A 13,407-nucleotide genomic window follows, 5' to 3' on the forward strand; every position below is an offset into this window, starting at 1 on the left:
TGGCGGCGAAACGCCGACGAAGGCGTTTGCCTATCGGTCCTGCCTCGTCGCATGCTCGCATTCAGATCGCCGACAAGGCGGCATGCATCGACCGGGCGGAAACGAAAGACAAGGACAGGGCTGCTGATGGCGAGCGAACTGGCGTTACCAACATCCTCAGGCCTCGAGCGTGATGCGCGGAGCCTGCACGCCGATGACAAGGGCGTGCGTCCCGGCGAGATCGCTCTGGGTGTCGTGATCGGCCGAACGTCGGAGTTCTTCGACTTCTTCGTCTACGCCATCGCTTCGGTGCTGGTGTTCCCCCAACTGGTCTTTCCATTTGTCGACCGGCTGACCGGGGTGATGCTGGCCTTTGGCCTGTTTGCCCTGGCCTTCATCGCCCGTCCTTTCGGCTCCGTGATCTTTGGCGCCATCGACCAGCGCTATGGGCGAGGCGTGAAGCTGACGATCGCGCTCTTCCTGCTGGGCGGCTCCACCGCCGTCATCAGCATGCTGCCCAGCTTCGCCGCCGTCGGCCCGATCGCCATCTGGGCTCTGGCCGCCTGCCGGATCGGCCAGGGTCTGGCCCTGGCCGGCGCCTGGGACGGCATGGCCTCCCTGCTGGCGCTCAATGCGCCTGAGAACAAGCGCGGCTGGTATGCGATGCTTCCGCAACTGGGCGCGCCGTTCGGCTTCATGCTGGCCAGCGGTCTGTTCGCCTATTTTGTCGCCACCCTGGCGCCGGCCGACTTCCTCGATTGGGGCTGGCGCTATCCGTTCTTCGCCGCCTTCGCGATCAATGTCGTGGCGCTGTTCGCCCGACTTCGCATTGTCGCCACCGAAGAATTCGGGGCGCTGTTCGAGAAGCGCGAGCTGCGCCCGACACGCGTCGCCAGCTTGCTGCGCGCCGAAGGCGGCAATGTGCTGATCGGCGCGTTCGCACCGCTGGCCACCTTCGCCATGTTCCACCTCGTCACCGTGTTTCCGCTGTCGTGGGTGGTGCTGCACGGTGATGCGCAGCAGGCGCTCAACTTCCTACGCATTGAGCTGTTTGGCGCTTTGGTGGGCGTCGGCGGCATCCTGGCCTCGGGCTGGATCGCCGACCGGATCACGCGGCAGAACCAGCTCGCCCTGTCGGCCCTGCTGATCGGCGCGTTCAGCCTGCTGGCGCCGCGCCTGTTGGACGGCGGCGCTGCCGGACAAACGGCCTATGTGGTCATCGGCTTTGCGATCCTGGGCCTGTCCTTTGGTCAAGCCGCCGGCGCGGTGAGTTCGGGCTTCTCCAAGCGCTATCGCTACACCGGCGCGGCCTTGACCTCAGACCTCTCGTGGCTGATCGGCGCAGGCTTTGCGCCGTTGGCGGCGCTCGGGCTGGCCTCCCTTTGGGGGCTGCCGGCGATTGGGCTGTATCTCGCGTCGGGCGCCCTTGCGACGCTGCTGGCGCTGACCATCGACCGCACGCGTCGACGTCGTCAGACGCACTGCTAGGCGCGCGCTCCACCCGTTCTGTATGCACGAATACATTCGTAGCGGACTGGAATCGATCTTGGCCCGCTAGGTCAGGAGCGCTACGAGACGTACGTGGACAAGGCCGCACATAAGCCTCTGTGGACCGATCTTGCGATGGCGTTCGCCCTCGTGGCGGTCTGCCTGCGCGTCCTGATTCCGATCGGCTACATGCCCGTCTTTGGCCAGGACGGCGCGCCGACCATGGTCATCTGCTCCAGCGGCGGCGCGAAAGTCATCACCGCGCCCGCAGGCGCTCCTGACGCGAGCGCGCCAACTGAGGGCGGCGACCATAAGACCAAAACCGACTGCGGTTTCGCCGGGCTCATCCATGTCGCCCCGCCCGTAACGCCAAGCCTTTTCCTGCAGACCGCAGGCCTGATCGCCGCCGAGACCCTCGGCCCGGTCCTCGGGCGGGTCATGACCCTGCCGCTGCGCGCGCGGCCGCCCCCCCAAACAGGCCCTCCGACCGCAATCTGACCCGTCGCTCGTGCGCGCCGTTCGCGGCGTCGCGCGCCCCCGTCAGATCACATCGGATAGCCCCATGCCCTCCCTGCGCTCCCAGTCCGGACCTGTTCCGGCGCGCCCGCCTCATGCCGTCCTCATCGCAAAGGGGCCGCGCGCATGATCCGCTCAGCCCCCAACGCAGCCGCTGCGGTCGCCGTGCATCTTCGCGACCAGATCGTTCAAGGCCTGCTCCGCCCAGGCACGCTTCTGCGCCAGGAAGCCGTCGCCGCCGAACTGGGCGTCAGCCGCATCCCGGTCTTCCACGCGCTGGCCAAGCTTGAGTCCGAAGGCCTGATCGAGATCTCGCCCAACCGCGCGGCGTTCGTTTCCACCCCGAGCGTTGCGCGTTGCCTTGAGATCTTCGACCTGCGTCGCCTCCTGGAAAGCGACATGCTGGCTCGGTCGATCGGCCAACACACCCCCAAAAGCCTGCGCGCGGTCAGGGCGGTGATGCTAGAGCTCGAAGACGACGAAGGCCCTCGCGCCTGGATCGCGGCTGACCGTCGCTACTACGCCGCGCTCTACGCGCCGGCCGACCGTGACCTGACCCTGATGACGGTGCAGAACCTGCGCAACGCGGTCGATCGTATCTACCTGGCGAGCGAGCTCCCCGTCCTCGAACGCGAGGCCTGGCTCGGGCGCTATCAAGGCCTCTTTGACGCCGTCGCGGCGGGCGACCTTGAGTGTTCGGCCCTGCTGTTGGGCGAAAACATCCAGGCCATGCAGTCGCTGGTCGCCAGCCTTTTGCCAGACCAAGCCGCCAACGGAACGACGGGCGCCTAGCGCCCGGTCGTGGACGGTGTTGCGGCGTGGCGATTTCCCCCCGCACCGGCCGAGCGCCGTCCAGGCGTCGCGAGCCTTGTCGGAGGTTCGCGACGCCAAAGCCTTCTTCACCGCACAGGGAGCCCCTCATGCAACGTTTGCTGACCGCCATCGCAATCTCGGCGCTTGGGATCACCACCCCGGTTCTGGCCCAGACCTCGACAGCGCCGCAGGTCGCCGCCGCGCCGCAACCCGCATTCGCGCTGGCGCCCCTGCCCTACGCCTATGAAGCCCTTTCGCCGGTGATCGACGCCGAGACCATGCGCATCCACCACGGGCGCCATCATCAGGCCTATGTGAACGCGCTGAACGGCGCCGTGGCCGCTACCCCCGCCCTGCAGGGCAAGTCGCTGGACACGATCCTGTCGGAGGTCTCGCGGCATCCGCCGGTCGTGCGCAATAACGCCGGCGGCCACTACAATCACACGCTCTTCTGGGGCTTGATGACGGCGCCGGGCACGGGCGGCGCGCCGTCTCAGAAGCTGCTCGCCCAGATCGACAAGGACCTCGGCGGCCTGGACGCCTTCAAGAAGGCGTTCGAGACGGCTGGCCTGCAGCGCTTCGGCTCGGGCTGGGCCTGGCTGATCTGGAGCGAGGGAAAGCTCCGCGTCGTCAGCACGCCGAACCAGGACAATCCGCTGATGGACGATGCGCCGGTCAAGGGCGCGCCGATCCTGGCCAATGATGTCTGGGAACACGCCTACTACCTGAAACACCAGAACAACCGCGGCGCCTATCTCGGCGGCTGGTGGCAGGTCGTGAACTGGCACAAGGCCAACGCCTTGTTCGAAGCCGCCGCGCGCTAAGCGCGCCACTCCCTCCAACACCTGTCTCTCAGAAGCTGCGCCGGGGGCGCTTGAACACCATGAAAACCGCACTCTTTCTCGGTAGCGCCATCGCTGTGATCGGGGCGCCGTCACTTGGCCTGGCGCAGACCTCACCCTCCAGCTGGGTCAGCGAGGTTGTGATCACCAGCCCGAAGGGCAGCTTCACCGCGCCCAGCGCGCTGAGCGCCACGCGGACCGCGACCCCGGTCGAGGAGATCCCGCAATCGATCCAGACCCTGACCCGAGGGCTCATTGAAGACCAGGCGCTGCAAACCCTGTCGGGCGCCCTGGTCAATGTCTCGGGCGTCACCCCGACCAGCACCGAACAGACCGTGCTGCAGCCGCCCATCATCCGTGGCTTCCCGGTCAGCTACTATTTCGACGGCGCGCCGACCTACCAGCTGCCGGCCGGTGTCGCCGACCCTGCCACTCTGGTCAATGTCGAGCGCATCGAAGTGGCCAAGGGTCCGACCAGCACGCTCTATGGCGGCGGTTCGGGCGCCCCGCTCTCGGGGATCATCAACGTCGTCTCCCAGGATCCGGGCGAAACCTTCGGCGGCACGGTCGCCCTGCGCGCCGGCAGCTTCAACACCCTGGGGGCCGACGCGGCGATCAACCTGCCGGTCAATGACAAGGTCGGGCTGCGCATCGCCGGCATGACCGAGAAGGCCGACAGCTACATCGACCATATCGACAGCCGGCGCTACGCGATCTTCCCGACCCTGGCCGTCGAGCTGAGCGACAAGACGCGCCTGGTCGTTCGTGGCCGCTACAACCATCTTGAACAGCGCGAATATGCCGGCGTGCCGGCATCGTTGACCTTCGCGCCGTCGCTGGTCATCGACCGCTACACCTTCGCGGGCGCGCTGGACGCCCCGCGCACGCGGATCACCAACAAGCAGCTGACCGCCAACCTGACGCACAAGGTCTCCGACAAGGTCGAGGCCAACTTCACGGCCAGCCGCTACGAGGGCGCGTTCAAGGAGTACTCCTCCTTCCCCTATGGCCAGATCTCTGGCTCGGTCTACAACTTCGGCACGGCCTATCTGCCCTCGGACACGACCGAGACCTACGCAACCGGCAGCCTGACCGCGCGTCTGGGTGAAGGCCTTGTCCGTCATCAGATCCTGATCGGCGCTGACTATGACAAGACGCGCTACTTCGGGGCGATGTACTTCAACCCGGTCTGGGCGACGCTGGACTACGCCGCCGCGCGCCCGTACGCCGCCTTTGGCGGCAATCCGCCGTTCTTCTTCGACCAGAACGACCGCATGCGCACGACGGCGGTGTTCGTGCAGGACCAGATCGCCATTGGCGAGCGCCTCGACATCACGGCTGGTCTGCGCTGGACGACGCTGAAGATCCAAAGCAACGTCGGCGCCGCCACGGCCGACACCGACAAGCGCCTGACGCCGCGCATCGGCGTCACCTATCGGATCGGCAAGGGCGTCTCGGCTTTCGCCGGCTACGCCGAGGGATTCAAGGGCGTGGTCGCGGGCGGTTTCTACGGCATCACCCCCAAGCCGGAGACGTCCCAGTCCTATGAGGGCGGCCTGAAGTTCGCCGCCCCCATCAAGGGGCTCACCGGCACGGTCTCGCTCTACCAGATCACCCGCCAGAACGTGATCACCGCGCACCCGACGATCCCGTTCATCTCGGTGCAGACCGGCGAACAGCGCTCCAAGGGCGTCGAGACCGATCTGGTGTACGAGCCCACGCCGGCCCTCTCGGTGCTGTTCAACTACGCCTACACCAAAGCGGAGATCAGCAAGGACAACACCTTGCCGGTCGGCGACCGCCTGCGCGCTGTTCCTGAGCATTCGGGGCGCCTGGCCGCCAACTATCGCTTCCTGGCCGGCGACCTGAAGGGCCTGCGCATCGGCGGCGGCCTGACCGCCACGTCCAGCCGCGAACTGACCTTGCCCAACACCGTCGCTGCAAAGGGTCTGGCCCTGATCGACGCTCAGGCCTCGTACGACCTGGGCGTCGTCCGTATCGGCTTGTCAGTGGTCAATCTGTCCGGCCGTAAGGGCTTCGAGCCCTACCAGTACTTCGGCGGCCCCTATGTGATCCCGACCCAACCCCGTTCGGCGTTCGTCAGCCTGCGAACGGCTTTCTAAAGCCAAGACGCCGGGGAGGCCAAACCATGACGACGTTTCAATCGCCCCTGTGGCGCGGCCTCCTTGGATCGCTTGCTGCGGTCATGGTGCTGGGGATGGCCACGCCATCTCCAGCCCAGACGCCGGCCGCCTCTGGCATCGACTTCGACGCCGCCCTTCGTGGCCTGAAGTTCAAGCCTGAGAAGGTCGACGGCAACCAAGGCGCCAAGGGCAAGGCCAACGGCTTGCTCGACGCCGACGAGATGGCCCTGGCGGCGGCGATCCTCAATGATCCCGACAGCCATCTTGAGGCCAAGGGCGGCCTTGATCGCGCCAGGCTGGTCGCGGCCTACGATCAGGCCATGGCCAGCGCGGGAGCAGACCTCGCACGCCTGACCAAGACCTGGCCCTCTGCGCCCCAGGTTGCTGCGGGCTACGCTCTGCTGGGCGAGCACTCCTACCTCGCCTTCAACACCATGGCCGGCGCCTTTGGCGCGCCAATGAAGGGCGACTATGCGCTGGCGCGCGCCCTGACGCCCTATCTGGCCGCCGACGGCGACGCCGATGGAGACGGTGTCTCGAACCGCGACGAATACGCGGCGACGATCAAGGACGGCCGGGCGGCGTACCTGCGCGCGGCGCTCGATCCAAGCATCCGGCCAGCCAAAACCGCCGCGCCGCCAGCGGCCGCAAAGCCCGCCGAGATTCAGACCCGCACGGTCGGGATCGTGCTCTATGCCGGCTTCGAAGTGTTGGACGTGTTTGGCCCCGTCGAGATGTGGGCCAACACCCCGGGCCTGGAGGTCGTGATGATTTCCCAGGACGGCGGTCCCGTGCGCTCGGCCCAGGGGGCCGTGGTGCAAACTGACTACAGTTTCGCCACCGCGCCCAAGCTGGCGATCATGATGGTGCCCGGCGGCGCAGGCACCTATGGCCAGCTGGAGAACCCGGCCTTGATGGCCTTCCTCAAGGCGCGCGACGCTGAGACCGAGTTCACGACCTCGGCCTGCACAGGATCGGCGTTGCTGGCCAAGGCAGGCCTGCTCAAGGGCCGCAAGGCGACCAGCAACAAGGCGTTCTTCTCGCTCGCGGTCGATCAGGACCCCTCTGTGACGTGGATGAAGAGCGCCCGCTGGGTGGAGGACGGCAAGTACTTCACCTCCTCGGGCGTATCGGCCGGAACCGACATGGCGCTGGGCTTGATCGCCCGCCTGACCACCAAGGCCGACGCCCAGGCCCTGGCCCGAAGCCTCGAATACGAGTGGCGCGACGATCCCAATCGCGACCCGTTCGCCAAACCCTAAGCGGAGCAACAGCCATGCAAACAGATCGCCGCGCCCTGCTGGGCGGATTGACCGGGATGGCCGCCCTGGCGCCCTTCCTGACCCTGGAGTCCGCCGCCGCCGCCGTGGCCGCGCAGCAGGACCCCGTCGCAGCCTCGGCTGAAGCCCACGAACGGCTGATGCAGGTTCCGGGCCTGCGCATGCACGGCGACGAACAGGTCGCCATGCTGCTCTATCCGGGGTTCACGGCGCTGGACCTTGTCGGCCCGCACTATTTCTTCGCCTGCATGATGGGCGCGAAGGTGCATCTCGTGACCAACCAGGCCAGCCTGGCGCCGGTGGCGAGCGATCTGGGACTCGCCATCGCGCCGACCACGACACTGGCCGACTGTCCGGCCGACCTCACCTTGCTGTTCTGCCCAGGCGGAACCCACGGCACGATCGGTGCGGCCTCCGACCCGGCCACCCTGGCCTTCCTCGCGGATCGCGCTGCGCGCGCCCAGTGCGTGACCAGCGTCTGCACCGGCTCGGTGATCCTGGGCGCGGCGGGACTTCTGAAGGGCCGACGCGCGACCTCGCACTGGGTGGCGCGCGACCAGCTCTCCAGGTTCGGCGCGACTCCGGTCGACCAGCGCGTCGTTCGCGACGGGAAGATCATCACCGGGGCCGGGGTTTCGGCCGGACTGGATCTGGGCTTGGCCGTGGTCGAAATCCTGCGCGGACGCCCCTACGCTGCGGCCCTGATGCTTCAGGCGGAGTACAGCCCCGCACCGCCCTTCCCGGGCGGCACGCTGGCCAATACCGATCCAGCCGTCGGCGGTCCGATGAGCGACATGTTCACCGCCTTCCGGGCCGAAGTGGACAAGCTCAAGCCGCTCTAACCCAAGCGCCAAACGCTTTCCGAATACACCGCTCGATCTCGGGCGGTTTCTGAGTCTCGCCTAATCCACAAGGTATCTTTCTATGTCTTTTCGCATCGCGCTGTTGGCGTCCGCATCTCTGGCCCTGGCGGCTCCGGCCTTCGCCGAGGACGCTCAACCCAGCGCCAGGGCCTCGCAGGACGGCGTCGCCTTCACCGTCGGCGAGGTTCAGATTAGCGCCGCCGGCGCCGCTGGCTCAGCGAAGTCCCTGCTGACCTCGGTGGACCGTCTGGGCGGCGACGTCGCGCAAGCCGCCAATGTCGACTACGCCTGGGAGCTGATCGGCAAGATGCCGGGCGTTCTGGTCACCGACTTCAACCAAGGCACCACCAGCGGCAAGTTCTCGTTCCGCGGCTTCAACGGCGAAGGCGAGATCAATGCGGTGAAGCTGCTGATCGATGGCGTTCCGTCGAACGGCAACGACGGCAACATGCCCTATCTCGACATGGTGTTCCCGCTGGACATTGCGGGCGTCGAGGTGGTGCGCGGCACCAGCGATCCGCGCTATGGTCTGCACGCGATCGCGGGCTCGGCCAACATCATGACCCGGGTCGGCGGCACGTATCTGGACGCCAAGGTCCTGACAGGCTCCTACGCGACCTACGACACCCAAGTCTCCGCCGGCTATGAAACAGGCAAGTTCAGCCAGAACTACCTCGTCGCCTATCGCGATGCCGAGGGCTATCGCGAGCATGGCGCACTGGATCGCCTGAGCCTGGCCGGCAAGTGGTTTTACGCCCCCACCGACAGCCTCCGCGCCGGCCTGATCGTCCGCTACTACAAGGGCTCGGCCCAGGAGCCCGGCTACCTGACCGCCGCCCAGGCCGCGAGCGCACCGCGATCGACCAACGCCTATAACCGCACCGATGGCGACACCCGAAAGATGGGTCAGTACAGCCTGCACCTGGACTGGACGCCGACCTCGGCCCTGTCCTGGTCGAACTCGGTCTACATGAACACGCTGCGCGACGATCGCTATGTGAAGTTCTCGGCGACCTCCAGCCAGCAGCGCCGCTACGCCGACGAAGACCACTGGGGCGCGATGACCGCCCTGCGCTACGAGCCCCAAGTCGACGCGCTGTCGCGTCTGGTGTTCGAGATCGGCGGCGACGTCCAGCGGCAGGACAACATCTCCCTGCGTTTCAACACCGTCGAGCGCGTGGTCTCCAGTCAGACCCGTAACCAGAAGTTCTCGCTCACAGTCGGCGGCGTCTATGTCCAGAGCGTGATCGAGCCGACCGCGTGGCTGACCCTGACGCCGGCCTGGCGCATCGACTGGGTGGATGGTCAGTTCCTGAACCGCCTGACGGGCGTTGCCGCCCCCATCAATGACTACGGTGCCATCCAACAGCCGAAGTTCAGCGTGGCCGTGCGTCCGGCCCAGGGCGTCACCGTGTATGGCAACTGGGGCAAGAGCTTCCAGGTCGGCGTGGGCTCGGGCGCCTACCTGATCGCGCCCCGCGTCACTGATCTTGACCCGTCGATCAACGAGGGCTGGGAAGCGGGCGTCCGCTACGCGCCGACCGACCGCCTGACCGCCCGTCTGGCGATCTGGGGCCAGACAGCAACGGGCGAGCTCAAGCGCAAGCTCAACGATCCCAGCGGTGACTTCGACAACCTGGGCGCCACCAAGCGCGAAGGTGTGGATCTCCAGATCGACGCCAAGCTGACGTCGCGCCTGTCGGTCTGGGGCGCAGCGGCCTGGCAGAGCGCCAAGATCAGCACGCCCGATCCGGCCACGCCGGCTCTGAAGGGCAACAAGATCGACCACGTGCCCGCGCGGATGTTCTCCGGCGGCGTTGACTTCACCGCGACGGAGAAGCTCACCCTTTCCGCCTCGGCGTCCGGCCAAAGCGCCTATGAGCTGACGACCACCAACAATCGCGGTCGCTTTGGCGACTACGTATCCGTCGATCTCGACGCCACCTACAAGGTCAGTCCGCGTCTGGCGCTTTCGCTGCAGATCAAGAACCTGACGGACGCCGATCGCGAGTACGTCTGGTGGGATGGCGCGCAGACCCTGCACAGCCCCGCCGATGGCCGAACCGCGTTCATCTCGGCGCGCGTCCGCTACTAGCCATGGCGAGCCGATCAAAACCCTCGGTTCGGGCGTTCGCGCGACAACTCCACCTCTGGCTGGGCTTGTCGGTCGGCGTTCTGTTCGCCGTGGTGGGACTGACCGGCTCGATTCTGGTGTTCTACACAGCGATCGACGACGCCCTGCATCCGGAGATCCGTTTGCGGGGCGCCGCGCCGCCTCCGTCTTGGGAGCAGGTCTACCAGACGGCTCGCGCCACCTATCCAGACAAGGCTGGCCCCTGGCGCTTCGAGGTGACCGATGCGGGCGGCGACATTCCGGCCCGCTACTACAAGCCAGCAGAACGCGCCGACCGCGACTTTGCGCCGATGATGGTCTGGTTCTCCGCTGACGGCGGGCGGGTGGTCCGACGCGACTACTGGGGCGAGTACGCGATGACGTGGGTCTATGATCTGCATCATCGTCTGCTGCTGCAGGCGACCGGCGGCGTGATCCTGGGATGGTCGGGACTGGCCATGCTGGTCCTGATGGTCGCCGGCCTGACCGCTTGGTGGCCGCGACGCGGCGGATGGCGCAAGGCTCTACGGATCAAGCCGCACGCCGCTCCGCTCCGAAAGCTATACGATTGGCACAAGCAGACCGGACTGTGGTCGTTTGGTCTCCTGGCGCTTCTGACCCTGACGGGCGTGCTTCTGGCTCTGCCCAAGGAGTCTGAGATCGCCCTTCGCCCCGTGCTTGGCTCACCTGCCGGCGCGCCGACGATCGACAAATCCATCACCTTCGATCCCGCCACGCGCATCTCGGTCGATCGGGCCGTGGCGATCGCCCAAGGCGCGCTCCCAGGCGCACGCCTCGCCTGGATCGAGACTCCATCGCTCGACAGCGGCGTCTATCGCCTACGCTTGCAGACGCCGGGCGATCCCAGTCGCCGTTTCCCGCACAGTTTCTTATGGATCGCCCCCGCCACCGGCGAGGTCCTTGCGGTGACCCACGCCAGGCAAGCCGGCGCCCATGACGTGCTCCTGAACTGGATCCACCCCTTGCACGACGCCTCTGCTGGAGGTCTTCCTGCGCGACTTCTAGCCGTGCTCATCGGCCTTGCGCCGAGCGCGCTGCTCGTCCTCGGTTTCATGCGCTGGCGGCGGCGGTTGAAGCCCTAGGGAAGTTGTCTGATCACAGTTAGTGTCGATCCTGCGCCAGTTGCTGACGTTGGCGCGCCTCCAGCAACGCGCCGTTCGCGTAGGTGCGATAGTAAGCCGCTGATCAGCGCGCGCGCCTACCAGCTCGGATAGAGCCACCTACTCCGTGATCGCCGGAAAGGTGAGGATCACTCTCAGGCCGCCGAGCTGCGCGACGCCCAGCGTCACACGCCCATCGTAGAGCTCAACCAAGTCGCGGACAATCGCCAAGCCCAGCCCGTGACCTGGGGTTCGCTCGTCGAGCCGCTCGCCAAGGCCAAAGACATGTTCGTAGGTCTCCGGAGGCAGGCCCGGGCCGTCATCATCGACGATGATCTCAGCGAAGTCGTCCCGACGACTGACGACGACTTCGGCACGCGATTTGGCCCACTTCCCCGCATTGTCGAGCACGTTGCCGACAATCTCATTGAGGTCCTGGGCGTCGAGCGCGACGGTAGGCTGGTCCTGATAGGTCACGCTGAACGACACATCGCGGCGCGCGTAGAGGCGCGAAAGCGCCGTAATGACCGGATCTAGGCTCGCCTGCACATCCGCAGCGACGCCCGGCGAGCGTTTCAAGGCGGCGGCGCGCGCTCTTGCGAGCTGGTAGTCGATCTGCCGTCGCATGCGCTCGCATTGCAACTCGATGACGTCGGCCGCCTCGCGCTGACCTGTGGCGCGCAGTCGCTCGGCTTCGTCGGTGAGGACGGCCAGCGGCGTCTTCAGCGCATGGGCGAGGTTGCCGGCTTGGGTCCGCGCGCGCCTCAGCATCTCGAGATTGCCCTCCAGGAGAGCATTGAGGTCGATCGCCAGGGGGCGCACTTCACTGGGAAGATCTTCGGGTAAGCGGCTCGCCTTGCCCATACGGACCGCCGACAGCGCATGACGCATACGCGTGAGCGGCCGCAAGCCAAACCAGACCTGAAGCATCGCCGCCCCGATCAGGCCGGACGCGACGATCGCCAGAGACAGAAAGAGAGTCCAGTTGAACCGCCCCAGAACCTCGTCGAGAAGGCGCTGTTCGACGCCGATGCCCAAACGTAGCGGCGGTCCGTGCGGATTGGCCACCGAACGCTCCACCAAACGAAGCTGTCCGGAAGGCCCCTCAATGAAGACATGGCGCTCGACGCCGAGGGCAGGAAGCGGATCCGGTAGAGGCAGGTCCCGTCCAGCCAGGGACGGAGAGGTGATGGCCTGGCCGCTCGCTGCTTCTACACGCCAATAGAAGCCCGAGTCCTTGGGCAGAAACCGGGGATCGCTGAGCCGGCGATGCAGCGAAAGCTTGCCGTCCGGCGCAATGTCGACCAGCGCCGCCAGTTCGGCGGCATGGCCGTGCAGTTCGTCGTCGAACTGCTGCGTCACGTGAGCCCTGAACAGCTCGGACAGCAGGACGCCGCTGACGGTGAGCCCCGCGATGATCCAGATCGCGGCGCCGACGATCAGGCGAGTGCGGAAACTGGTCCAGAGCTGACGCATCAAGCGAACTTGTATCCCAGACCCCGGATCGTGCGGATGGCGTCCTTGCCCAGCTTCTTGCGCAGGCGGGCGACGTAGACCTCGATCGTGTTCGATTCTCGCGTCTCATCCAGGCTGTAGACATGGTCGATGAGCTCGCCCTGGGAGACCACCCGGCCGGCGCGGTGCATCAGATAGGCCAGGACCTTCAGCTCGCGGGCGGTGAGTTCGACGGCGGCGTCGCCGCGCTGGACGGTTCCAGCCTCGGGATCGAGCACAATATCGCCGCGGCGCATGACCGACGAGGAGCGGCCCGCTGAGCGTCGTGTCAGCGCCCGCAGCCGCGCCACCACCTCGGCGTTCTGGAAGGGCTTGCCCAGGTAGTCGTCAGCCCCGGCGTTCAGGCCATCCACACGGTCGGTCCAGGCATCCCGCGCTGTGAGCACCAACACCGGCATATCGCGTCCTTCGCGACGCCATTGTTTCAGAACCTCCAGGCCAGAAAGGCGCGGCAGACCAAGATCCAGCACCACGGCGTCGAAGTCGTTGGTCCGCCCCAGGAACAAAGCCGTCTCGCCATCGCTGGCCTGCTCGACGACAAAACTGGCTTCCGCCAACGCCGCAGCCAGGCGACGGGCGATCTCCGGATCATCTTCGACGAGCAGGATGCGAATGGCGGGTCTCCTCTGATTGACGCCTCAACATAGCAGCACCGCCTGAAAAGAACCTGACACGGCGCTTTCAGGTTCGTTTCAGCTTCGCTTCAGACAGGCTTCAGGCTGGCGGCGCATGA

The 13,407-nt window shown here is 66.5% G+C and carries 11 protein-coding genes; 9 read left to right on the forward strand and 2 right to left on the reverse strand.

Going from position 1 to position 13,407, the window contains the following annotated elements; genetic code table 11:
• Positions 1-126 precede the first annotated feature (126 nt).
• From ACT53N_RS12840 to ACT53N_RS12880, 9 genes are all read left to right on the forward strand, one after another.
• The gene (locus ACT53N_RS12840) at positions 127-1,467 is read left to right on the forward strand and encodes an MFS transporter (protein ID WP_476064267.1); all 1,341 of its coding nucleotides are present in this window, start codon (positions 127-129) and stop codon (positions 1,465-1,467) included.
• Positions 1,468-1,560: 93 nt separating this feature from the next.
• Positions 1,561-1,965 carry a DUF2946 family protein gene (locus tag ACT53N_RS12845; protein ID WP_476064268.1) on the forward strand — a complete coding sequence of 135 codons (405 nt, stop codon included), beginning with the start codon at positions 1,561-1,563 and terminating at the stop codon, positions 1,963-1,965.
• Positions 1,966-2,109: 144 nt separating this feature from the next.
• Entirely contained in the window at positions 2,110-2,775 is a 666-nt protein-coding gene (locus ACT53N_RS12850) for a GntR family transcriptional regulator (protein WP_476064269.1), read from the forward strand.
• A gap of 128 nt (positions 2,776-2,903) precedes the next feature.
• Positions 2,904-3,620, forward strand: coding sequence for a superoxide dismutase (locus ACT53N_RS12855; RefSeq protein ID WP_476064270.1), 717 nt, complete (start codon positions 2,904-2,906; stop codon positions 3,618-3,620).
• Positions 3,563-5,761, forward strand: coding sequence for a TonB-dependent siderophore receptor (locus ACT53N_RS12860; RefSeq protein ID WP_476064271.1), 2,199 nt, complete (start codon positions 3,563-3,565; stop codon positions 5,759-5,761). The genes ACT53N_RS12855 and ACT53N_RS12860 overlap by 58 nt, the downstream gene beginning before the upstream one ends.
• Positions 5,762-5,787: 26 nt before the next feature.
• Positions 5,788-7,044 (forward strand): DJ-1/PfpI family protein, encoded by a 1,257-nt coding sequence (locus ACT53N_RS12865; RefSeq protein WP_476064272.1) that lies wholly within the window; start codon positions 5,788-5,790, stop codon positions 7,042-7,044.
• A complete protein-coding gene (locus ACT53N_RS12870; protein WP_476064273.1) occupies positions 7,002-7,904 on the forward strand; it encodes a DJ-1/PfpI family protein in 903 nt (300 codons plus the stop codon). The genes ACT53N_RS12865 and ACT53N_RS12870 overlap by 43 nt, the downstream gene beginning before the upstream one ends.
• An 82-nt stretch (positions 7,905-7,986) precedes the next feature.
• Entirely contained in the window at positions 7,987-10,020 is a 2,034-nt protein-coding gene (locus tag ACT53N_RS12875) for a TonB-dependent receptor (RefSeq protein WP_476064274.1), read from the forward strand.
• Positions 10,021-10,022: 2 nt separating this feature from the next.
• A complete protein-coding gene (locus tag ACT53N_RS12880) occupies positions 10,023-11,141 on the forward strand; it encodes a PepSY-associated TM helix domain-containing protein (RefSeq protein WP_476064275.1) in 1,119 nt (372 codons plus the stop codon).
• A gap of 138 nt (positions 11,142-11,279) precedes the next feature.
• On the opposite strand, the gene ACT53N_RS12885 is transcribed toward ACT53N_RS12880, so the two are convergent.
• Together ACT53N_RS12885 and ACT53N_RS12890 are read right to left on the reverse strand one after the other, a co-directional pair.
• Positions 11,280-12,635, reverse strand: coding sequence for an ATP-binding protein (locus ACT53N_RS12885; RefSeq protein WP_476064276.1), 1,356 nt, complete (start codon positions 12,633-12,635; stop codon positions 11,280-11,282).
• Entirely contained in the window at positions 12,635-13,288 is a 654-nt protein-coding gene (locus ACT53N_RS12890) for a response regulator transcription factor (protein ID WP_476064525.1), read from the reverse strand. Before ACT53N_RS12890 ends, ACT53N_RS12885 begins: the two co-directional genes overlap by 1 nt.
• Positions 13,289-13,407: the final 119 nt, after the last annotated feature.

It is taken from the genome of Caulobacter sp. DMC95 (assembly GCF_056313785.1).

Bases quoted from the DNA above. Each gene is read 5' to 3' on its own strand.
- ACT53N_RS12840 (WP_476064267.1), top strand. From the start codon at position 127: ATGGCGAGCGAACTGGCGTTACCAACATCCTCAGGCCTCGAGCGTGAT.
- ACT53N_RS12850 (WP_476064269.1), top strand. From the start codon at position 2,110: ATGATCCGCTCAGCCCCCAACGCAGCCGCTGCGGTCGCCGTGCATCTT.
- ACT53N_RS12855 (WP_476064270.1), top strand. From the start codon at position 2,904: ATGCAACGTTTGCTGACCGCCATCGCAATCTCGGCGCTTGGGATCACC.
- ACT53N_RS12865 (WP_476064272.1), top strand. From the start codon at position 5,788: ATGACGACGTTTCAATCGCCCCTGTGGCGCGGCCTCCTTGGATCGCTT.
- ACT53N_RS12875 (WP_476064274.1), top strand. From the start codon at position 7,987: ATGTCTTTTCGCATCGCGCTGTTGGCGTCCGCATCTCTGGCCCTGGCG.
- ACT53N_RS12880 (WP_476064275.1), top strand. From the start codon at position 10,023: ATGGCGAGCCGATCAAAACCCTCGGTTCGGGCGTTCGCGCGACAACTC.
- ACT53N_RS12885 (WP_476064276.1), bottom strand. From the start codon at position 12,635: ATGCGTCAGCTCTGGACCAGTTTCCGCACTCGCCTGATCGTCGGCGCC.